This is a genomic window from Enterobacter ludwigii, assembly GCF_001750725.1.
Classification (GTDB): Bacteria; Pseudomonadota; Gammaproteobacteria; order Enterobacterales; family Enterobacteriaceae; genus Enterobacter; species Enterobacter ludwigii.
The window spans coordinates 3000376-3022180 of record NZ_CP017279.1 but is presented as its reverse complement, the minus strand read 5'-3'; the positions used below and the strand labels follow the sequence as shown (position 1 = coordinate 3022180).

Sequence of the window (21805 nt, the reverse complement as noted above, 5' to 3'; positions counted from 1 at the left end):
TGAGTTGAGTAATTTATTTATAGATAATCGTGTAATCCGCAACCGCGTCTGCCTTACCAGGGGTCACCGCATCAGCGGATGATTTATAACGGGCTGAATACATCAGGGTGGCTGTACCCGTAGTTCCGGTACCGGTGATAGGGATAAATTTATTTGGATTCTCGCCCAATTTCAGCTGTGTTCCATCTTCATTCAGAAATTCAATCCCTAAACCGGTTGCTGCATCGTCGCCGGTTTTAAGCGCAAGGAGATCTTTATCAATAGGATCATAGGCACCGCCAAATCGTGCTCCGGCTTCTTTAAGGACGCCTGTATCGCAGTTAGACAGGTCTATCCGAATACGGTGAATACCTGCAACATCGCCTTTCGCTTTAAATGCAGAAGAAGAGATGGTGCCCATTTGAATTGTTGGGTTCCCTCCCTGTCCGTTAATATCGACATCACAGGTGCTCGCGGTAATAGTGCCCGTGAAGTTGATTTGACCTGCACCTTTTCCGGGATCTGCCGCATGGCTGGACGGGCTGGCAATTGCAGCCAATAAGATTCCCATGGTAATGACAGATTTATTCATTTTTAAAATATTCCTCAGTGTGTAAATGTTTGAACATTATTTTTCAGGTTAGTAACTCAAAAGAGTTATTGTGGCCGCGGTATGCGGATATAAAGTTATTGCGAAAAGTAAGCGCAGGTATTCATCATTGCTTATCAGTCATGGTGATTGCTTATCAGTCATGGTGGCAAACTTCCATAGTCAGAAGTCTGAATATATGTTGGAGTTAGATTAACAAGAGCCTGAGAAAAATAAAGTGAGAACGGCGTGATTTGCGTTTTGTTCATTTAAAATCAATTGGTTAGCGTGTATTCTCTCAGGGTTTTATCAGTATTTTTATTGAGATTTTTACGGCTTATTTACTATTCGCCGAATGTGGGATGCTGCCCTGATAATAAAATTTTCAGGATAGTGAACGAATAATCTACGAAAGAATGATTGTCCTTTCTGCAAGGTGTAATGGTGAGGGGGGCTCCGTCGTATTGCAGGAGGCGATATCCGCACGCTATGCGTTTTTATCTCTTCTCTCTCTGGCGATTTTTAACATCACATTTACATTGCCGTACTGGCGCGAAGAAATGTTATTATTATTCTCTTGCCCGGTGATGCGGGCGTTTTTTCTCTTTGTTGCAAACGTTGTCTCTGCCAGCGTGCAGATGAATGTTAAGGATAGATTCATGGCTTCTGCTCATCTCGGTTTCCCGACTGAAACCGTTGTTGTCTTTGTAGTGATGGCCGTCGGGGCGATGTTTATCGACCTCTTTATGCACCGTCACGATAAACCGATCTCGCTGAAAAGCGCTGCCATGTGGTCCCTCTTCTGGGTCATGATGGCCATGGCTTTCGCCGGGTTCCTGTATGTTCACCACGGCGCAGAGATGGCAAGCCTGTTCCTCACCGGTTACGCGCTGGAAGAGGTGCTCTCCGTCGATAACCTGTTTGTGATGATGGCGATTTTTGCCTGGTTCGGCGTGCCGGATAAATATCGTCACCGCGTCCTCTACTGGGGCGTGCTGGGGGCGATTGTTTTCCGCGGTATCTTTGTGGCCATCGGGACCAGCTTGTTAAGTCTGGGGCCTTACGTCGAGGTTATCTTCGCGCTGGTCGTCGGCTGGACGGCGGTGATGATGCTCAGACGTAATGAAGAGAGTGACGAGGTTGAAGATTACTCCGGCCATCTGGCTTACCGTCTGGTGAAACGCTTCTATCCTGTCTGGCCTAAAATCAGCAGCAATGCCTTTATTCTGACCCAGAAAGAGGTGGACGCGGAGCTGGAGAAACCTGAAAACCAGGACGTGATGGTTGGACGCGTGAAGAAGGTGAAACGCTACGCAACGCCGCTGCTGCTTTGCGTGGCGGTCGTGGAACTCTCTGATGTGATGTTCGCGTTTGACTCCGTGCCGGCCATTATTGCCGTCAGCCGTGAGCCGCTTATTATTTACAGCGCAATGATGTTCGCCATCCTCGGCTTGCGTACGCTCTACTTCGTGCTGGAAGCGCTGAAGCAGTATCTGGTGCATCTGGAGAAAGCGGTGGTGCTGCTGCTGTTCTTCGTGGCGTTCAAGCTCGGATTAAATGCCACCGATCACTTCTGGCACCACGGTTACAGCATTGGTGCCACGGCGAGCCTGTTTGTGGTGCTTGGCGTGCTGGCGCTGGGGATTATCACCAGCGTGATGTTCCCGGGTAAGAAAGAAGCCCATTAAAAGCAAAACGGCAACCTTTGGTTGCCGTTTTCGGGTAGACAGTGTCTAACACTTAATCGGTGAATGTCGACGCTTGCGCGGTGGATGGAAGTGCCGCCAGTGTGCATCCTGCGCCGCCGCCAGCAGTTCATGGTCACCGCGGGTATCGCCCCACGCGCGCAGGTGGTAGCTATTCAGATCGCCATACACTTTTTCCAGCCTCGCCACCTTCTGGGCACAGCGGCAGTTGTTGCCGGTGATACGTCCGGTCAGCTTGCCGTCTTTCACTTCCAGCTGTGTGCCAATCAGCTTAATCCCTAGCTTGTCAGCCCATGGCTGGAGCACCAGCGCCGGAGAGGCGGAGCAGATGGTCACTTCCGCACCGGAATTCACCTCTGCGGCGACGGCCAGTACGCCGGCAGGGCGCATCAGCTTGTCCCAGTATTTTTCGCAAAACGCTTCCGCCTTCTGGCGTAGCCAGTGTTCATCGACGCCCGTCAGGAACGTTTTAATCAGCACTTCCTTCAGCTCATCGCGCGTCAGCTTACGACGCACGCAGTGCAGCGTGGGTAAGGCCATACGCACCAGGCGGCCCGCGAAGTAACGTTTACCAAAGGCAAAACGCAGGAAAGGGATAAAGCTGTCGTGGTGCGTCAGTGTTCCATCAAAGTCGAAGACGGAGAGCACGTTGGATTTGGCCACGGCCTCGTCGGCAATCATATTGGTCATAAATACGTCTTAGCTAAAATACACATTCTGTTGATTAGTTTACCTGCTTTACCCTGTCTGTCCTTCTGTCTTGAGCATTTTTTTCGCGATCTTGCGATCGGAAAGTGAGTCCATTTTTGGTCTCAATAATAATTGGTTGAAAAGCGAGCTGTCTATATTATCGCCACATTGAGCGCTATTTCGGGGGAACGTTGGCCCCCACCGGTAAGGAAAATATTCACTCACTGAATCTATTTTGATATGACGTTTAGATCGCTTATTTCAATCCTCTCGTTAAGTCTGGCTTCGTTTTCGGCATTGAGTTTTCAACTGCCGGCGTCGATGCTGTCAATGAACCGCGAGCTCGCCCTTTCTCCGGCAAAATCCGCGTTGCTGCACCAGGAAACAGGACCACTGCGTACCCGGATCCTTGATCAATACCAGAAGTGGAAAGGCACCCACTATCAGTGGGGCGGGACCACGCATCGGGGCGTGGACTGCTCCGCGCTGATGCAGCATCTGTTCAGCGATGCGGCGCACCTTAATCTGCCGCGTACGACGGGCGAACAGATCCATCGCGGCGTGAAGGTGGCGCAATACCGTCTGAAGGCGGGGGATTTGGTCTTCTTTCAGACCGGTCCAGACCGAAGGCACGTGGGCGTGTACATCGGCAATAGCCAGTTTATTCATGCCTCACGCAGCCAGGGCGTAACCGTTTCAACCCTGACTGATGACTACTGGCAGGCGCACTATATTACTGCCCGACGGGTCACAGACCGTTCTGTCTGAGGGATCAGATGATGTCATCCACCACGCCGCCATCGACGCGCAGTGCCGCGCCCGAGGTGGCGGAGGCCTGGGGCGAGCAGACATACACCACCATATTGGCGACTTCTTCCACCGTCGCGGCACGCTGGATAACCGAGCTCGGGCGGTGAGTCATCACAAACTCTTTCGCCAGTTCCTCCAGCGATTTGCCGGTTCTCTCGATCTCGTCTTTCATCATGCCGGCAAAACCGTCTGAAAGGGTGGGACCGGGCAATACGCTGTTCACCGTGACACCGCTTCCCGCCACGAACTTCGCCAGCCCGCGAGCGAGCGACAGCTGCGCCGTTTTGGTCACACCATAGTGGATCATGTCCGCCGGAATATTGCAGGCCGACTCGGACGAAATAAACACCACGCGTCCCCAGCCTTTCTGCACCATACCCGGCAGCAGCGCACGGGAGATACGTACGCCGGACATCACGTTTGTCTGCCAGTAACGCTCCCAGGTGTCATCGTCGGTGCCATAAAAATCCTGCTGGCCGTAAATGCCGGCGTTGTTGACCAGGATGTCGACGTGGGTCGCCACGTTCAGCAGCGATTCCACCCCTTCAGCCGTGCTGAGGTCGGCAATTGCGGCGCGTACCTGCACCCCAGGCACAACCTGTTGTAGCTGCTGGATACCTTTATTCACAGACTCCGTGCTACGGCCATTGATGATCACTTCCGCACCGCTTTCAGCCAGCCCTCGGGCTATGGCGAACCCGATCCCGCCGGTAGAGGCGGTCACCAGCGCGACTTTCCCCGTAAAATCGATCTTCATCATCTGCTCCTTATCGTGTTTAACGTTCGGACCTTAAAGCGTAGCAGGTGAGGATGGCGGCTCCTGGCTAAAAAGGCGCAGCAGGGTCTCAACCTGTTCATCCAGCGGGCCGAGGGAGCGTTTCACAATCAGGTGCAGCGGCGTAGCCCGGCGTGCGCCATGGCTAAGCGGCAGGCGTTTAAGCACCCCCAGATCAAGCTGGGTCTGAATACGCTCCTCTGGCAGCCAGCCATAGCCGACCTGAGACATCACCGCCTCTATGGCTGCATCAATGGTGGAAAAGGTCCACGACTCGCCGGCCGCACGCGCGGCGGTCTGGCTGTCGGCTATCTGAATGAGCGGCCACGGGCGCAGCATATCGTCGTTAAGCGGCGCGTCGAGGCTAAAGAGGGGATGTTGATGATGCGCCACGGCAACAAAGTCGATATTCATCAGCCATTCGCCAAGACCGGTTATGTCCTGGCGGCGGGTTAACACCATCACGTCGGCTTCATCATTAATGACATCGGTGCGGCTATTTTCCAGCACTTCGGTGAGGCGGACCTGCGTTTGCGGATACAGCTGCTGGAACTGACGCAAAATAGCGAACAGGCGTCGGCGCGGGAAAATGCTGTCCACCACCAGATCTAACCGCGTGCGCATTCCATTACGCAGGCTTGCCGCACGGGTCTCAACATAGGCGAAGGCTTTCAGCAACGGTTTAACCTGGTTGAGCAGGAGTTCGCCGGCCGGGGTTAAGACAGCCCGCCGCCCCTCGGGCACCAGCAGCGCCACGCCCAGCCGCTCCTGCAGCAGCGACAGGTTATAGCTGACCGAGGACTGGCTGCGGTTGGTCTCTTCCGCTGCTTTGGCAAAGCTGCCTGCCTCGACCACTCTTTCCAGTAATGACCATTGTTCAAGCGTCGTCTTATGCATGATTAATCTAAAATTTGGATGAATTTGATTTAAACATAGCGTTATTCATTCATTTTTTGAAGGGGTACGATCGTCTCATCAAAGCAAAGGAGACACATTATGAACACCTTCGACAAACATGACTTAAGCGGCTTCGTCGGCAAACACCTTGTATATACCTACGATAATGGCTGGAACTACGAGATTTATGTCAAAAATGAAACCACCCTTGATTACCGTATTCACAGCGGGATTGTGGCGAACCGTTGGGTGAAAGATCAGCAGGCTTATATTGTTCGCGTAGGGGAGAGCATCTATAAAATTTCCTGGACAGAACCAACCGGTACCGACGTGAGCCTGATTGCAAACCTGGGTGACAAACTGTTCCACGGCACCATCTTCTTCCCACGTTGGGTGATCAACAATCCAGAAAAAACCGTCTGCTTCCAGAACGATCATATTCCATTGATGAATGCGTATCGTGATGCGGGTCCGGCATACCCCACTGAAGTCATTGATGAATTTGCGACGATCACCTTTGTTCGCGACTGTGGGGCGAATAATGAAAGCGTTATTGCCTGTGCGGCGAGCGAGTTACCAAAAAACTTTCCTGATAATTTAAAATAAGCGCGACAATTAACTAAAAAGAAAAGTTCCCGGCTATTTCTTCTTTTAAAAGAAATAGCCGGGATTTTTTTTGTTTGTTGATGTTATGTTTAAAAAATTGCAGGCAAAGGTCGAGTTTGATCACACAATAAATAATTCATAATAATTTAACTCTTTGTATTTTAAGTGGTTAATGGGAGGGTGAAGTGAATGGAATGTCTTTCTTAATTTTTCCCTAAGAAATGTTAGCTACCTTGATATAAGTTTATGGTTCGTTGAAATAAACGAGCCGGCATTTGGTTAATATCAAAAGCGTGCCATTCTTATTTCAAGGAAATTAATGATGAGTGATTTTTTGCCTTTTTCCCGGCCGTCCATGGGTAGCGAGGAATTAGCGGCGTTGCAGGAGGTATTAACCTCCGGCTGGATCACCACAGGACCGAAAAATCAGGCGCTTGAAGAGGCATTCTGTCAGCTAACCGGGAATCAACATGCGATTGCCGTCAGCTCAGCGACCGCGGGAATGCATGTCACGCTGATGGCGCTGGGTATTGGTCCAGGCGATGAAGTGATTACCCCCTCCCTGACCTGGGTATCCACACTGAATATGATTGTGCTGCTGGGTGCAACCCCGGTGATGATTGATGTGGACCGGGATACGTTGATGGTCACGCCGGATGCGGTCGACGCCGCCATTACGCCACGCACAAAAGCGATTGTTCCGGTTCATTATGCCGGCGCGCCGTGTGACATCGACGCCATTCGCGCCATCGGGGAACGTCACGGTATCCCAGTCATTGAAGATGCGGCGCATGCAGCCGGCACGTACTACCACTCGCGTCACGTGGGCTGGCAGGGCACCGCGATTTTCTCATTCCACGCCATTAAAAACATGACCTGCGCCGAAGGCGGGTTAGTGGTCACGGACGATGCGCAACTGGCGCAGCGGATCCGTAGCCTGAAATTCCACGGCCTGGGTGTGGATGCCTACGACCGCCAGACGCACGGTCGTGCGCCGCAGGCAGAAGTTATCACGCCCGGCTTCAAATACAACCTGGCGGATATCAACGCCGCGCTGGCGCTGGTGCAGTTGGGCAAACTGAAAGAGGCCAACGCACGACGTCATGACATTGCTGAACGCTATCTGCGCGAGCTTGCCGATACGCCGTTCCAGCCGCTGCGTATTCCTTCATGGCCGCACGTCCACGCCTGGCACCTGTTCATCATTCGCGTGGATGAAGCCAGCTGCGGGATTTCTCGCGACAACCTGATGGCAGCCCTGAAGGAAAAAGGCATTGGTACCGGCCTGCATTTCCGCGCGGCGCACACGCAAAAATACTACCGCGAGCGTTTTCCTGATGTATCGCTCCCGAATTCTGAATGGAATAGCGCGCGTATTTGTTCTCTCCCCCTTTTCCCGGACATGACTCATGACGACACAACCCGCGTCATTACCGCGCTCCATCAGCTTGCAGGAAATTGATATGTTCAGCGCACCGCCTGTACAAAAAGTTTCTGTGGTTATCCCCGTTTACAACGAACAGGAGAGCCTGCCCGAACTGATCAGCCGCACGACGGCCGCCTGCGACACGCTCGGCAAAGCCTATGAAATACTGCTGGTGGATGATGGCAGTAGCGATAATTCCGCGCTGATGCTGACCGAAGCCGCGCAGGCCGAGGGCAGCCATATTGTTGCCGTGCTGCTTAACCGTAACTACGGCCAGCACTCCGCCATTATGGCCGGGTTCAGCCACGTGACGGGCGATCTGATTATTACGCTTGATGCCGATCTGCAAAACCCGCCGGAAGAGATCCCGCGTCTGGTTGCAAAGGCCGATGAAGGGTACGACGTGGTCGGCACGGTGCGGCAAAACCGTCAGGACAGCCTGTTCCGTAAGCTGGCTTCCCGCACAATCAACCGTTTGATCCAGCGGACCACCGGCAAAGCGATGGGCGATTATGGCTGCATGCTGCGCGCCTACCGCCGCCATATTGTCGACGCCATGCTGCACTGCCATGAACGCAGCACGTTTATTCCCATTCTCGCGAACACCTTTGCCCGTAAGGCGACGGAAATCCCGGTACTGCACGCCGAGCGCGAGCACGGGGAGTCGAAGTACAGCTTTATGCGTCTCATCAACCTGATGTACGACCTTATCACCTGCCTGACCACCACGCCGCTGCGCCTGTTGAGCGTTTTCGGCAGCATCATTGCCGTGTTCGGCTTCGCGCTCTCCGTGCTGCTGGTGTTACTCCGCCTGATCTACGGTCCCCAATGGGCGGCGGAAGGGGTCTTCATGCTCTTTGCCGTGCTGTTTATGTTCATCGGCGCCCAGTTTGTCGGGATGGGCCTGCTCGGGGAATACATTGGCCGTATTTATAACGATGTTCGCGCACGTCCGCGCTACTTTATTCAACGTGTTGTCCGCCAGGAACACAAAGCATCTCAAGAGGAAATTCACCCATGAAAGCTGTTGTCTTTGCCTATCACGATATGGGGTGTGCGGGCACGCTGGCCCTGCTGGAAGCGGGCTATGAAATCGCTGCAATCTTCACGCATCCGGACACGGCCGGAGAGAATAACTTCTTTGGCTCGGTGGCGCGTATCGCCGCAGAGCGCGGTATTCCGGTTTACGCCCCGGACGATGTCAACCATCCGCTGTGGGTGGATCGCATCCGGGCGCTCGCGCCTGATGCCATCTTCTCGTTCTATTATCGCAACCTGATTTGCGATGAGATTTTAAGTCTGGCCGCAAAAGGGGCATTTAATCTTCACGGCTCTTTGCTGCCCGCCTACCGTGGCCGCGCACCGCTGAACTGGGTGCTGGTGAACGGCGAAACGGAAACCGGCGTCACTCTGCACCGTATGGTGCATCGCGCAGATGCCGGTGCCATCATCGCGCAGCAGCGCGTGGCTATCGACGCGGATGAAACTGCGCTGCAGCTTCATCAGAAGCTTTGCACCGTAGCGCAAAGCCTGTTACGTGATGTGTTGCCAGCGATCCTTAACGGCACCTTCAGCGAGACCGCGCAGGATGAGAGCAAGGCGAGCTGTTTTGGCCGTCGCCGGCCAGAAGATGGTCGCCTGGACTGGAACAAGCCGGCTCGTCAGTTGCACAACCTGGTGCGTGCCGTTACCGACCCCTGGCCGGGGGCGTACAGCTTTGCAGGCGTGAGTAAATTTATCGTCTGGAAATCCCGCGTACGCGACGACATTCCTGCCGCCAAACCGGGCACCGTTGTCTCGGCTTCCCCGCTGATTGTCAGCTGCGGCGAGCAGGCGCTGGAGATCGTTACCGGGCAAACCGATAACGGCGTTTACGTTCAGGGCGCGCAACTGGCTCAGTCTCTGGGGCTGGTCACTGGCGCACTGATCACCAGCGCACCGGTTGTGGCCATCAAACGCCGCACCCGCGTGCTGATCCTCGGCGTCAACGGCTTTATCGGCAACCACCTGACCGAGCGTCTGCTGAAAGACGATAACTACGAAATTTATGGTCTGGATATCGGTGCTGATGCCATCAGTCGTTTCCTCGACAACCCGCGTTTCCACTTTGTGGAAGGGGATATCAGCATTCACTCCGAGTGGATTGAATATCACATTAAAAAATGTGACGTGGTGCTGCCGCTGGTGGCGATTGCCACGCCGATTGAGTACACCCGTAACCCGCTGCGCGTGTTCGAGCTGGACTTCGAAGAGAACCTGAAGATCATCCGCGACTGTGTGAAATACGACAAGCGCATCATCTTCCCGTCCACTTCTGAGGTGTACGGCATGTGTACTGACAAAAACTTCGACGAAGATACCTCTAACCTGGTCGTCGGGCCGATCAACAAACAGCGCTGGATTTATTCCGTCTCCAAGCAGCTGCTCGACCGCGTGATCTGGGCCTACGGCGAGAAAGCGGGTCTGCGCTTTACGCTGTTCCGTCCGTTTAACTGGATGGGGCCACGTCTGGATAACCTTAACGCGGCGCGTATCGGCAGCTCACGTGCCATCACCCAACTGATCCTGAACCTGGTGGAAGGCTCGCCCATCAAGCTTATCGAAGGCGGTAAACAAAAACGCTGCTTTACGGATATCAGCGACGGTATCGAGGCGCTGTTCCGCATCATCGAAAACAAAGAGGGTCGCTGCAACGGAGAGATCATCAACATCGGTAACCCGGATAACGAAGCGAGCATTCGCGAGCTGGCTGAGATGCTGCTGGCAAGCTTTGAACGTCATCCGCTGCGCGATCGCTTCCCGCCATTTGCCGGTTTCCGTGAAGTGGAAAGCAGCAGCTACTACGGTAAAGGTTATCAGGACGTTGAGCACCGGAAACCGAGCATTCGTAATGCGAAACGCTGCCTGAACTGGACACCGACGGTGAAGATGGATCAGACCATTGATGAAACGCTCGATTTCTTCCTGCGCACCGTGGAGCTGTCGGAACAGGTCTCATGAGAAAAGTCGGTTTACGCATTGATGTCGACACCTTCAGGGGGACGCGTGACGGCGTACCCAAACTGCTGGAACTGCTGAGCAAGCACAACGTGCGCTCATCCATTTTCTTCAGCGTGGGGCCTGACAATATGGGACGTCATTTATGGCGTCTGGTTAAACCGGCATTTCTGTTCAAAATGCTGCGCTCACGCGCAGCCTCTCTCTACGGCTGGGATATTTTGCTGGCCGGAACCGCATGGCCCGGCAGGCGCATTGGCGCGGGTAACGAAGCCGTTATCCGCGACGCGGCACAGCACCATGAGGTTGGACTGCATGCCTGGGATCACCATGCCTGGCAGGCCTGGGCTGGCGTCTGGGATATTCCACGCCTGTCGCGTGAAGTTGAGCGCGGCATGCTGGAGCTGGAGGCCATTACCGGTCAGACGATTCGCTGCTCCGCCGTGGCGGGATGGCGTGCCGACCAACGCGTGGTGAAAGCCAAAGAACCCTTCGCGTTTCGCTACAACAGCGATTGCCGCGGCACCGGGCCTTTTTTGCCGCTCATCGGGGAGAATCGCCTGGGGACGGTGCAAATCCCGGTCACGCTTCCCACCTGGGATGAAGTGGTTGGGCGCGAGGTCAGTGCCGGAGGGTTCAATCGCTATATTCTGGACTGCATTCATCGCGACACCGGTACGCCCGTCTACACCATCCACGCGGAAGTGGAAGGGATTGCGTATCAGCATGATTTCGATGCACTGTTGACGATGGCCGCTCAGGAGGGCATTCAGTTTTGTCCATTGAGCGAATTGCTGCCAGAGGATCTTAGCGTCCTGCCCGTGGGCAAAATTGTGCGTAATGAACTGGCTGGCCGGGAAGGCTGGCTTGGCTATCAACAAACCGTGAGTCCGGTATCATGAAAGCAGCCCGTTATGGCTTAGCGCTTCTCGCACTGTTTATCGTTTACTACCTCATTCCGATCGATATCCGCATGCTGTGGCAGCCTGATGAAACGCGCTATGCGGAAATCAGCCGCGAAATGCTGGCGTCTGGAGACTGGATTGTCCCGCATTTTCTGGGGCTGCGTTACTTTGAAAAGCCGATTGCGGGCTACTGGATCAACAGTATCGGGCAACTGCTGTTTGGGCATACTAACTTTGCCGTGCGCGCCGGCGCCATATTCTCAACCGGGTTGACGGCTCTGCTGGTGATCTGGATGGCGTGGCGCCTGTGGCGGGATAAGCGCGTTGCCATTTTCTCCGGCCTTATCTTCCTGACCCTGTTCCTGGTGTATGGCATTGGTACGTACGCCGTGCTGGATCCCATCATTACCCTGTGGCTGGTGGCCGCTATGTGCAGCTTCTGGCTGGCCTCGCAGGCTGAAACCGTGGCCGGAAAAGCGGGTGGCTACGTGCTGCTCGGGCTTGCCTGCGGCATGGGGGTGATGACCAAAGGATTCCTGGCGCTGGCGGTGCCGGTAATAGGCGTGCTGCCGTGGGTGATTGCGCAGAAGCGCTGGAAAGAGGTGCTGATCTTTGGCTGGCTGGCCATCGTGAGCTGTGTGCTGATCGTCCTGCCCTGGGCGCTGGCCATTGCGCACCGAGAGCCTGATTTCTGGCGCTACTTCTTCTGGGTTGAGCATATTCAGCGCTTTGCCCAGAGCGATGCTCAGCACAAAGCGCCGTTCTGGTACTACCTGCCGTTCCTGCTGGCCGGCAGTCTGCCGTGGCTGGCGCTGTTGCCCGGCGCGTTTCGGCTGGGCTGGCGCGAAAGAGACAACACGGGCGGTGGCTTTTATCTGCTTGGATGGGTCGTGATGCCGCTGCTGTTCTTCAGCATTGCCAAAGGCAAACTGCCAACCTACATCCTGCCGTGTTTTGCTCCGCTGGCTATCCTGATGGCGCGCTATGCCTGCATCGCGGCGGACAAAGGGGCCAGAGCGTTACGCATTAACGGCGGGATTAACCTGGCGTTTGGTGTGATTGGCGTGGTGGCGGCGCTGGTGGTCTCGCCGTGGGGGGTTGCTAAGCATCCGGTCTGGACATCCGTTGAGCTGTATAAAGTCTTCTGCGCGGTGCTGGCGTTTCTCGTCTGGGCGGCTGTCGGCTGGTTTACCGTGCGGCAAAGCGCGCAGCGCTGGTGGCTGGCGGCGTTGTGTCCTGCTGGCGTGGCGCTGCTGATTGGGTTTGCCATTCCTAACCTGGTGGTGGATTCCAAACAGCCGCAGTCGCTGGTGGATACCATCCGTGACCCGCTTCAGAGCAGCCGGTTTGTGCTGGCGAACAATGTTGGCGTGGCCTCCGGGCTGGCGTGGGAGCTTAAGCGTAATGACATCATTCTGTTTGGTCAGAGCGGCGAGCTGAGCTACGGGCTAGCGTACCCGGATGTGAAAGACCGGTTTGTCGAGAAAGATAATTTTGCGCAGTGGCTGGCAACGCATCGCCAGCAGGGGGGCGTGTCACTGGTGATCCTGCTGTCAAAACACGACGATATTAAGCGGGCTCATCTGCCAGAACCGGACAGCCTGTATATTCAGGGCCGTCTGGCCTGGCTGCAGTATTTACCGCAATGACGACCTGGCTCTGGTTGATACTGGCAAGCCTGCTGACCTGCGCAGGGCAGCTGTGTCAGAAGCAGGCCACCCGTCCGGCGAAAGCCGGGCGGCGTGGCGCGCATATTATGCTGTGGCTGGGCCTGGCATTGCTGGCGCTGGGCAGCGGCATGCTGGTCTGGCTGGTTGTCCTGCAGCGCCTGCCTGTCGGCGTTGCCTACCCTATGCTGAGCCTCAATTTTGTCTGGGTGACCCTGGCGGCGAAAGCATTCTGGCATGAAAAAGTCGCGTTGCATCACTGGCTGGGCGTCGGGTTCATCATCATCGGCATTGTTATCCTCGGAGGAAGCCTGTGAGAGGAACGTTCTGGGCGTTATGCAGCGTAATGCTGGTCAGCGCGGCGCAGCTGGTGCTGCGCTATGCCATGCAGGCTCTGCCGCCAGTCAGCGAGCTTTATGCGTTTGTCTCCGCGCTCTGGCACTTCTCATCCGGTACTGGCGCGCTGCTGCTGGGACTCATGGGGTATGTGGCCTCGATGGGCTGCTGGTATCTGGCGTTGCATCGCATGGCGCTCAGCAAAGCGTATGCCTTGCTGAGCCTCAGTTACATTCTGGTGTGGGCCGCGGCCATTTTGTTGCCCGGCTGGAACGAACACTTTTCCTGGCACGGGCTGGCGGGGGTAGGGATGATTATTCTCGGCGTGCTGGTGATTTTTATGCCACGGACATCCCGTGGTGAGCAATCGTCCCGGCGGTAAGGGCATAAGGCGTTGAGGTGCAGACGGCAAGACTGAGCGAGCCGAACTGGAGCTGGCTTACCGAATGCGTCTGCGACGTGCTGTCGATGCTGACAATCTGCCAGGCGCTGCCGCCTCGCTGCTTCACGATGGCCTCTTTACGCGTCCAGATCCCCCAGAAAGCAGAAAGCTTTGTCTCCGGGTCTTCGCGCTCCAGCTCCGCATGTTCCGCCACGCTGAAGACGGCGTTAGCCAGCGCCTGCCAGTTTTCACGTGGGCGGATAACTTCGATATCACACCCCACTTCGCCTTCGTCGCTCAGCAGCAGCGCGATATTATCGCCGCTGTGACTCAGGTTAAACCAGAAGGGCTGCGCATCCACGAAGGCCGGCTTCCCTTGCTCACCATAGACGATCTCGGGTAACGGAGAAGGAGAAAGCGTTTTGGCGAGCAGGGTTCTCCCCGCCAGCCAGGATGCATTTCGTGCACCCGCAGGTGCCATATGTGCAAGCGTCGACGCCAGCGGGTCTGCGCTCAGGGTGGAGATCTTTCCCAGTATAAACTGGTACATAGTTACGCCCAGCGTTTGATGATTATCGACGTGTTGATGCCGCCAAATGCGAAGTTATTGCTTTGCAGATACTCGCAGTCAATCTGACGGGCTTCACCCATAATATAATCTAAAGCACCACATTGCTCATCCGGTTGTCTTAAATTGAGCGTCGGGGCAAACCAGCCCTCACGCATCATCTGCAGACTCATCCAGGCTTCCAGCGCCCCACAGGCGCCTAACGTGTGGCCAAAATAGCTCTTCAGCGACGAAATTGGCACGTTGTCGCCAAAAATGGCGGCGGTAGCCTGGCTTTCAGCGATATCACCGCGATCGGTGGCGGTACCGTGCGCGGAGATGTACCCCATGTCCCGCGCGCTTAACCCTGCTAACGCCAGCGACTGCTCCATACAAATTTGCATGGTTTCACGTTGTGGCTGGGTGATATGGGCTGCATCACAGTTGGTGGCGAAGCCAACGATCTCGCCATAGATAGTTGCACCGCGTGCTCTGGCATGCTCAAGCTCTTCCAGAATCAGGGTGCCTGCGCCTTCCCCAATGACCAGACCATCACGCTGCGTATCAAATGGCGAAGGGGTGGTTTTCGGCGCATCGTTGCGCTGGCTGGTCGCGAATAAGGTGTCAAATACCGCCGCCTCTGATGGACAAAGCTCCTCTGCTCCGCCTGCGACCATCACGGTCTGATAACCGTGACGAATGGCTTCCCAGGCGTAGCCAATGGCCTGACTGCCCGACGTACAGGCACTCGACGTCGGGATAACGCGACCCCGAAGGCCAAAGAACAGGCCGGTATTCACCGCGGTCGTGTGCGGCATCATCTGCACATAGGTCGTACCGGTGATGTTGTGGGTGTGTTTTTCGGTGAGCATGGTGGCGAATTCGCTGACTGGCCCGGTACTGCCTGTGGAGGAGCCATAGGCGATACCGGTTTGGCCATTCGTGAGCACCGCCTCGCCAATCAGCCCCGCCTGCTCCAGCGCCAGCTCGGTGGCGCGGGTCGACATCAACGACACGCGGCCCATGGCGCGAATACGCTTGCGGGTATAGTGTTCCGGCAGGGTGAAATCATCAATCGGCGCGCCCAGCAGAGTGTGCAGGCCATCGTAAACCTGCCACTCCGGCATTTTGCGTACCGCGTTGTCATACGCCAGCAGCCTGCGGGAAACGGATTGCCAGTCCTCACCGAAGGCGGTAACGCCGCCCATACCGGTAATCACCACGCGACGCGTCATAGCATTCCTCCGTTAATGGAAATGACCTGGCGGGTAACGTAGCCTGCAATATCTGACATCAGATAGCTGGCAAGTCCTGCAACCTCTTCGGCCTGGCCCATCCGTTTCATGGGAATGATGGACATTGCCTCTTTCAGCGCAGCCTCTTCCATTTCAATCATGCCGGTATCAATCAGCCCCGGCGCAATGCAGTTCACGGTGATGTTGCGTTTTGCCAGCTCAATTGCCAGTGCTTTGGTCGCGCCAATAATGCCCGCTTTTGCCGCGCTGTAGTTCACCTGACCGCGGTTGCCCATCATGCCTGACACGGAGGATAAGGTGATAATGCGCCCCCCTTTTCGGGTGGCGATCATCGGCATAATGCAGGGTTGAATAACGTTATAAAAACTGTCGAGGTTGGTATGAATGACGCTGTCCCAGTCGTCTTCGCTGAGGGCCGGAAACGCACCGTCGCGGGTGATACCGGCATTACTGACCACGCCATACCATGCGCCGTGGGCCTCGATATTCTGCTCCAGCACGTCACGGCACTGTTCGCGGTTACCTGCATCGAAAGAGAGCAGGCGACCCTGACCGCCCGCTTGTGTGATGGTATCCAGCGTCGCCTGCGCGCCTGCGGCGTCACGGTGGTAATGTACGCCTACGGTAAACCCGTCAGCGGCAAGCTGGCAGGCGATGGCACGACCAATGCCTTTGCTGGCCCCGGTGACCAGTACGGAACGACTCATGCGTGAGATCCCTGATTAAAAAGCGATGTTAATTCTTCTGCGCTCGGCTGGAAGGTATTGACCCGGCCCGTGGCCAGCGTCTCCTCACCTGAGGAGATCGTACATTCAAAACTGCCGAAGCGTTCATCCTGCATCAGCAGTCTGACGGTGATGTCCAGCGTCGCGTCTTTTGCGAAACGTCCGCTGGCGCAGACCAACTCGCGCGCACCCAGCACCATGCCCAGCGCAATATGATCTTGCCCTTTCTGCTGGCGATGCCAGCCTGACCAGACGCCAACGGTCTGCGCCATCAGTTCGAGCGCGTACCAGCCAGGCAAATCGCCCTCGGCATTTAAAAAGGGCGCCAGTACGCTTTGGCCGTTGACCGCGACACGGCATACGGCGGAATCGTCTGTGACGCGTTCAACGGATCCCAGCAGCATCATTGGCGCATCGTGCGGCAGATAGTCGACGGGTGATAAGTAGCTCATGACACTCTCCCCAGCAGGATGCTGGCGTTGTTGCCACCAAACGCGAACGAGTTAGATAAAATGACCGGTTTTTTCAGCGCGGTGCTCTGGTGCAGCACGCCGCACGGCGACAGCGTCTCGTCCGGCGCGTAGCGGGCGAAATCCTGTGGGGGTAACGGCAGGTCACGCGTCAGAATAAGCCAGCTCAACGCCGCTTCGGTGATACCGGCAGCGCCCAGCGTATGGCCGGTAAGGTGTTTGGTAGAACTGCAGGGCACGTTTTCTCCAAAAAGGTCGTGTACCACGTGTGATTCAATCTGGTCATTGAGCGGTGTGGCGGTGCCGTGCAGGTTGATATAGCCAATATCCTCCGGCTGCAGACCCGCGTCATTGAGCGCCTGGGTAATGGCGCGAATGGCGCCTTCACCCTGCGGATGCGGCGCCGAAATATGGTAAGCATCGCTGGACTCGCCTGTTCCCAGCAGCGCGACCCCGGCGGGTTCACGGCTCAACACCATCAGCGCAGCGGCTTCACCAATGGTGATACCCCGACGGTCGCGGCCAAACGGCTCGCAGAGCGTTGGAGAAAGCGATTCCAGACTGTGAAAGCCATTGACGGGCATCCGGCTCAGGGTATCTGCGCCGCCCACAATGGCAATATCCACCAGCCCGGCGTCAATCAGACGCCGGCCGCTGATAATTGCCCGCGCGCTGGAGGAGCAGGCGGTCGAGAGGGTATATGCCGGGCCCTCGAGCTGTAACCAGTTAGCAAGAAAACGGGACGGATCGCCCAGCTCCTGTTGCGGATACTGCCACCGGGTGCTGGCTTCGCCGTTGAGCGTTAATCGTACGTGCTCATCCCCTTCATCGAGGCCGGAGGTGCTGGTACCTAAAACCACGGCCACGCGGTCGCGGCCGACCCGGGCAATCGCGTCGTCAACGGTGGATTGAATCTGTGCCAGCGCGGCCAGCAACAGCTGGTTATTGCGGGTGCGGTGCGCGGACAGGGTATCCGGAATGGACGGCAATTCACCTTCCACGCCACCCAGCACGGCGTCGGGCGCATCCTGCAACCAGCCGGACCGACAATGCATGCCAGGGGCTACGCCCGCCGTCAGGTTAGCGGCAATCTCATCCAGCGAGTTACCCAGCGCGTTGACCATGCCAACAGCAGAAATGTAAATCATCTCAGTCACCCAGATATTGAATGGTGATGTGGTAGTTAAAGACGTGTTGCTCGATGCTGATTGGCACGCGCTTGCCTTTGCGTTGCAGGTAGACAATGTCAGTCACCAGCTTGCCGCTGGCATTGCGTAGCTCGCGCCGATCGCCCTTGTCTTTAAGCGTCCAGCCCTTTGGCAGTTGTGGCTGCCAGGCGCTGAGTGGCCAATGGCTGAGCATCACATCGGCCAGTACCTGGCTGGCGGGAGGCAGCTGCGGCACAACGATCGACTGTTCGGTGTGTATCCCGGTATCGTCGTAAGTCGCCAGGAACAGACGGATACCGACGGAAGAGAGCCCGGCAAGCGTCACTTTGTGATCATCCGCGTTGAGCATGACCAGCAGGGACTGCGTTTGTCCGTTGAAGGTTCCGGTCAGCAGCTGCTGCGAACTGACCGCCGGGGTAATACCGGGCGGCGGCAGCGTCACTCGGGTTCCCGGCTGAAGCCAGGCCTGCGGACGTGTCCCTTCAGTATCGGTCGAATGGCTACAGCCTGCCAGCAGCAGCGTCGCGACCAGCGCGGCTGCGCGGTAAAAAGCATTCATTTTCGTTTTCTCTCTTTCTTAACAGGCATCGCCAGCGGCGCCAGCAGGAAGGCGGTAAAAATGCCGCTCACCAGCACAATACCGAAGCTGCTGATGGCCTGCGTGGTGCTGAACACGAGCATGCCTAACGTCAGCAGCGTGGTCATCATCGCCAGCGTGATGGCCAGCATCGACGTCAGCGGCGTACCGCGCGGGTTGCCGAAAAACAGCGTGTAGTTAATGCCAATGCCGAGTACCAGGACCAGCGCCAGCAGTGAAAACAGATTTACCGGATGCCCCGTGACGGCCAGCGCGGCCAGCCCGCAGCTGAGCGACAGCACGGACGGGACCAGACTGATAAGCCCTTTTCGCCAGCCGAGGCGTACCATCGCCCCGCAGGCAATCACCGCCAGCGCGACAAATAAGAGTCCCGTTAACAGCGTGCGGTAGAGCGCAAACAGGCTGTCAAAACTGGCCTTGCGATCGACCCAGACGACGCCCGCATGACGGGCGGCTACTTCGCTGAGTGCGGCGCTGTTCCGGGCGTTGTCCACCGGCACTAACACACCGCTTTCGCCGTCAGGCAGGGTCAGCCACAGCAGACGCCAGCCTTCGCTGGCCGGGCTGGCGAGCCACGCCTCCACGCTCACGGGCATGGCATTCAGATTCGGTGTGACGGTGCTCAGCCCCGCGTTTCGCAGCGCGTTCGTTATGGCCGGCGCGGCCTGCTGCAACAGCAGCAGATCGCTTTTCTGGCGCGCCAGCGAATTTAAGGGCAGGGTCCGCCAGCGGGTAATATCCCCCGCTTTTTGGGCCTGGGCTAACGCCGGGGTAAAGGCTTCCAGCCGTTCCAGCGTTTGCTGCGGCGATGCGCCATACACCACAAACCATTTCTGATCGACACCTTGCCCGGTCAGGGCGGTAATGGTTTTCTCCTGCGCCAGAATGTCTTTGGGCAGCGCCTGTAGCTGGGCGATATCGTCGTTGACCTTCAGGGTGGCAAGCCCGGCAGCCGAGACCAGCGCCAGTACCACAGGCAGGCCCACAGAGAGTTTTTTATTGCGTCGCCAGGCGGCCAACCAGCGCAACATCAGGACCATAAACGGAACCGGGCGCACCGGCAAACCACGGCACAGCCAGGGATGCCAGAAAATCACCGTCAGGCAGGAGGCGCTCAGTCCCACCGCGGCAAACACCGCCATCTGGCGGATCCCGGGGAAGGGGGCCAGCATCATAATCAGGTAGGCGGCAACGGTCGTCAGCAGCGCCAGCAGCAGCGCATTACGCACTTTGGCCAGGCTTTGCCACGGGGAATGTTCTGCGCCGTGCACCATGCGTTCGGTCAGGTAATAGAGCGTGTAATCCGCTGAAATTCCGATGATGCTCATGCTCATCACCAGCGTCATCAAATGCAGTTCACCAAACAGCAGCAGCGTCACCACCGTGCCCGCCAGCGCACCTGTGGCAATGGAAATCAGACACAGCAGCAGGGGTTTCAGGGAACGAAACACTGCCAGGATGAGCAGGATAACCCCAAGGATCGTGACGATGCCCAGCGTGGAGATGTCCCGTTTTGCCTGCTGGCTGGCGTAATCACTGTAAAACACGGTACCGCGTGAGAGCAGCTGCGCCTGCGGAAAGCGTGTTTTCAGCGTCTCCTGCAGGGCGGTAAGGGTGGTTACCAGCTGATGGGTTTGCTGCATATCAAACGATGATCCCGCCAGCTCACCGTGCAGCATATACCAGTAATTTCCACTGGCATCCTGGGTGACCAGCCAGCCGTCCATCAGCCGTAGCTTCTGGCTGTTTTGCGCCAGCGCCAGCTGCGAGCCGCGCATCAGCATCAGGGGATCGTTTTGCAGCTCTTTGCCACTCACGCCGGAAAAGGCCGAGTAGAGCTGGGATAAAATCCACTGCGCCTGCGCCTCACCGCCGTTTTGCAGGCGGGCCCGGGTGGCCGAATCAATCAGGCCGTTGCGATGCTGCCAGAAGAACTCGCCCCAGGCCTTTTGCCCGGCGGCGTCCATCGGGCCTTTAACCTCCCTGAGCGAATGGCTGTTTTTCAGCAGATCCAGCCACTGCTGCGCCACCCGCGGATCGGGTTCTTTACCGGGACTGACCAGCCAGACAAGCTGGCGGTCAAGACGCTGTATAAACGCGTCGTTGAGTGCCGGCGGGATTGCCCCGAGCGTCTGCTTCGGCAGCATAGCCAGTACGCTGCTGTTCAGACGCGCGCCGGGCAGCAGCGACAGCAACACGCCCAACAGAATCAGGCATACCGTCGCCCACAGCAGCGCCGGGCGCAGGGATTTACGGTGCGGCAAAGCGTTGGCGTTCGTCATCGGTCAGGCTGGCGGGCGTCAGTGTGTGGCGGGAAAGGACGATATCGGTACGGTCGCCCTGCTTATCGTTGAGGCGAATCGTCTCAAGGTAGGTCGCGCCGCCCAGATCGAGGGTGGCGAAAATTTTGTCCAGCGGTGTCGTTGTGGGGGTCAGCACCAGCGACCAGCGGCCTTCGCCGAGATCGCGAAAATCGATGCGGAAGTTCTCTTCCAGCACCTTGCGGTCGGCCTGGAACAGCGCCCGCAGCAGGTGGTTGAACTGGAACATCTGCGGATTATTGTCGGCGGTAATGGTCTGCGGAGGCTGGCCGTTGATCGTCTGGATCATCCGTTTATCATCCAGCAACAACGTCATGGGGAAAGGCGCTTTTTGATCCCACAGCAGGCCGCTGTCGCGTGCGATCAACATTTCGCCCTGCGAGCGCAGCGGCTGTGGCAGATCCTTAATCGTCCGGACCTGTTCGAAATGCGCGCGCACGACAGGTTGCCCGGTAAACCGCTGCTGCAGCTCATCCAGCGTCACGGCGCTCACCAGCGGGCTGATCATCAGTGCCAGCACAGGCAACCATCTCATGGCGTAACTCCCATTCGTTCAAACAATATAGCCGGGCTGACAAAGCACATTTCACGGCTGGCTTCTTCGACGGCCACCTGGATGGTATAGCCGGTGGTGGTGCGTTTACCGGTTTGCGCGTCGAAAATTTGATAGGCGATACGCAGACGGTTTTCATACTCTTCGATGTGTGCGCGCACACGGATGCGCTGCTCAAAGGTCACCGCATCGCGGTATTTCACCCGGGTATCGACTACCGGCCAGACATAGCCTGACGCCTTCATCTGGCGATAACCGTAGTTAAACTGGTTGAGCAGCGCCTCGCGGGCAATCTCAAAGTAGCGGAAATAGTTGCCGTGCCAGACCACGCCCATCATATCGACATCGTGGAACGGAACGGTGATTTCTACTTCGGTCGTAAAGCGGGGATCGGTCAGCAC

General features: G+C 56.7%; 23 protein-coding genes. 10 read left to right on the top strand and 13 right to left on the bottom strand.

The annotated features are described in order from the left end of the window. Window positions 1–13 precede the first annotated feature (13 nt). Window positions 14–571, bottom strand: a complete 558-nt coding sequence (locus tag BH714_RS14260; protein WP_040018256.1) for a fimbrial protein — start codon at window positions 569–571, stop codon at window positions 14–16. Window positions 572–1227: 656 nt separating this feature from the next. Here BH714_RS14260 and BH714_RS14255 point away from each other — a divergent pair. Further along, window positions 1228–2256, top strand: coding sequence for a TerC/Alx family metal homeostasis membrane protein (locus BH714_RS14255; protein ID WP_040019064.1), 1029 nt, complete (start codon window positions 1228–1230; stop codon window positions 2254–2256). Window positions 2257–2301: 45 nt separating this feature from the next. Here the strand turns inward: BH714_RS14255 and BH714_RS14250 are convergent, their stop codons facing one another. Continuing rightward, a complete protein-coding gene (locus tag BH714_RS14250; protein WP_080337456.1) occupies window positions 2302–2964 on the bottom strand; it encodes an HAD family hydrolase in 663 nt (220 codons plus the stop codon). Between the two features lie 240 nt (window positions 2965–3204). On the opposite strand from BH714_RS14250, the gene BH714_RS14245 reads away from it, so the two are divergent. Next, on the top strand, window positions 3205–3732 hold the full coding sequence (locus BH714_RS14245; RefSeq protein ID WP_020884511.1) for an NlpC/P60 family protein: 528 nt from the start codon (window positions 3205–3207) through the stop codon (window positions 3730–3732). A 4-nt stretch (window positions 3733–3736) separates the two neighbouring features. On the opposite strand, the gene BH714_RS14240 is transcribed toward BH714_RS14245, so the two are convergent. Both BH714_RS14240 and BH714_RS14235 read right to left on the bottom strand, forming a co-directional pair. Then, entirely contained in the window at window positions 3737–4531 is a 795-nt protein-coding gene (locus BH714_RS14240) for an SDR family NAD(P)-dependent oxidoreductase (protein ID WP_025202822.1), read from the bottom strand. A 33-nt stretch (window positions 4532–4564) separates the two neighbouring features. Beyond that, window positions 4565–5446 (bottom strand): LysR family transcriptional regulator, encoded by an 882-nt coding sequence (locus BH714_RS14235; protein ID WP_020884513.1) that lies wholly within the window; start codon window positions 5444–5446, stop codon window positions 4565–4567. Window positions 5447–5545: 99 nt separating this feature from the next. Between BH714_RS14235 and BH714_RS14230 the strand changes: the two genes are divergently transcribed. From BH714_RS14230 to arnF, 8 genes are all read left to right on the top strand, one after another. After that, window positions 5546–6052, top strand: a complete 507-nt coding sequence (locus tag BH714_RS14230; RefSeq protein WP_020884514.1) for a phenolic acid decarboxylase — start codon at window positions 5546–5548, stop codon at window positions 6050–6052. 322 nt (window positions 6053–6374) lie between these two features. After that, window positions 6375–7514 (top strand): UDP-4-amino-4-deoxy-L-arabinose aminotransferase, encoded by a 1140-nt coding sequence (gene arnB / locus BH714_RS14225; protein WP_040018254.1) that lies wholly within the window; start codon window positions 6375–6377, stop codon window positions 7512–7514. A 1-nt stretch (window position 7515) separates the two neighbouring features. After that, window positions 7516–8499 (top strand): undecaprenyl-phosphate 4-deoxy-4-formamido-L-arabinose transferase, encoded by a 984-nt coding sequence (arnC, locus tag BH714_RS14220; protein WP_020884516.1) that lies wholly within the window; start codon window positions 7516–7518, stop codon window positions 8497–8499. Continuing rightward, window positions 8496–10478, top strand: coding sequence for a bifunctional UDP-4-amino-4-deoxy-L-arabinose formyltransferase/UDP-glucuronic acid oxidase ArnA (gene arnA / locus BH714_RS14215; RefSeq protein ID WP_014172052.1), 1983 nt, complete (start codon window positions 8496–8498; stop codon window positions 10476–10478). The genes arnC and arnA overlap by 4 nt, the downstream gene beginning before the upstream one ends. After that, entirely contained in the window at window positions 10475–11377 is a 903-nt protein-coding gene (gene arnD / locus BH714_RS14210) for a 4-deoxy-4-formamido-L-arabinose-phosphoundecaprenol deformylase (protein ID WP_020884517.1), read from the top strand. Before arnA ends, arnD begins: the two co-directional genes overlap by 4 nt. Continuing rightward, window positions 11374–13029, top strand: coding sequence for a lipid IV(A) 4-amino-4-deoxy-L-arabinosyltransferase (gene arnT / locus BH714_RS14205; protein WP_040018253.1), 1656 nt, complete (start codon window positions 11374–11376; stop codon window positions 13027–13029). Before arnD ends, arnT begins: the two co-directional genes overlap by 4 nt. Then, window positions 13026–13364 (top strand): 4-amino-4-deoxy-L-arabinose-phosphoundecaprenol flippase subunit ArnE, encoded by a 339-nt coding sequence (gene arnE / locus BH714_RS14200; RefSeq protein ID WP_014172049.1) that lies wholly within the window; start codon window positions 13026–13028, stop codon window positions 13362–13364. The genes arnT and arnE overlap by 4 nt, the downstream gene beginning before the upstream one ends. Further along, window positions 13361–13765, top strand: a complete 405-nt coding sequence (arnF, locus tag BH714_RS14195) for a 4-amino-4-deoxy-L-arabinose-phosphoundecaprenol flippase subunit ArnF (protein WP_040018252.1) — start codon at window positions 13361–13363, stop codon at window positions 13763–13765. The genes arnE and arnF overlap by 4 nt, the downstream gene beginning before the upstream one ends. On the opposite strand, the gene acpT is transcribed toward arnF, so the two are convergent. From acpT to BH714_RS14150, 9 genes are read right to left on the bottom strand one after another with little or no spacing between them, the layout of a single operon-like run. Further along, a complete protein-coding gene (gene acpT, locus BH714_RS14190) occupies window positions 13722–14315 on the bottom strand; it encodes a 4'-phosphopantetheinyl transferase AcpT (RefSeq protein WP_040018250.1) in 594 nt (197 codons plus the stop codon). The two genes, arnF and acpT, sit on opposite strands and share 44 nt — an antisense overlap. Before the next feature lie 2 nt (window positions 14316–14317). Next, window positions 14318–15547, bottom strand: coding sequence for a beta-ketoacyl-ACP synthase (locus BH714_RS14185; protein ID WP_014172046.1), 1230 nt, complete (start codon window positions 15545–15547; stop codon window positions 14318–14320). Continuing rightward, window positions 15544–16275, bottom strand: a complete 732-nt coding sequence (locus tag BH714_RS14180) for a 3-ketoacyl-ACP reductase FabG2 (RefSeq protein ID WP_020884521.1) — start codon at window positions 16273–16275, stop codon at window positions 15544–15546. Before BH714_RS14180 ends, BH714_RS14185 begins: the two co-directional genes overlap by 4 nt. Further along, window positions 16272–16745, bottom strand: coding sequence for a hotdog family protein (locus BH714_RS14175; RefSeq protein WP_025202828.1), 474 nt, complete (start codon window positions 16743–16745; stop codon window positions 16272–16274). Before BH714_RS14175 ends, BH714_RS14180 begins: the two co-directional genes overlap by 4 nt. Beyond that, a complete protein-coding gene (locus BH714_RS14170; RefSeq protein WP_040018248.1) occupies window positions 16742–17911 on the bottom strand; it encodes a beta-ketoacyl-[acyl-carrier-protein] synthase family protein in 1170 nt (389 codons plus the stop codon). Before BH714_RS14170 ends, BH714_RS14175 begins: the two co-directional genes overlap by 4 nt. A gap of 1 nt (window position 17912) precedes the next feature. Further along, window positions 17913–18491, bottom strand: a complete 579-nt coding sequence (locus BH714_RS14165; protein WP_014172042.1) for a DUF3261 domain-containing protein — start codon at window positions 18489–18491, stop codon at window positions 17913–17915. Then, a complete protein-coding gene (locus BH714_RS14160) occupies window positions 18488–20812 on the bottom strand; it encodes an MMPL family transporter (RefSeq protein WP_040018245.1) in 2325 nt (774 codons plus the stop codon). Before BH714_RS14160 ends, BH714_RS14165 begins: the two co-directional genes overlap by 4 nt. Beyond that, on the bottom strand, window positions 20781–21386 hold the full coding sequence (locus BH714_RS14155; protein ID WP_025202832.1) for an outer membrane lipoprotein carrier protein LolA: 606 nt from the start codon (window positions 21384–21386) through the stop codon (window positions 20781–20783). The genes BH714_RS14160 and BH714_RS14155 overlap by 32 nt, the downstream gene beginning before the upstream one ends. Next, the gene (locus tag BH714_RS14150) at window positions 21383–21805 is read right to left on the bottom strand and encodes an acyl-CoA thioesterase (protein WP_014172038.1); all 423 of its coding nucleotides are present in this window, start codon (window positions 21803–21805) and stop codon (window positions 21383–21385) included. Before BH714_RS14150 ends, BH714_RS14155 begins: the two co-directional genes overlap by 4 nt.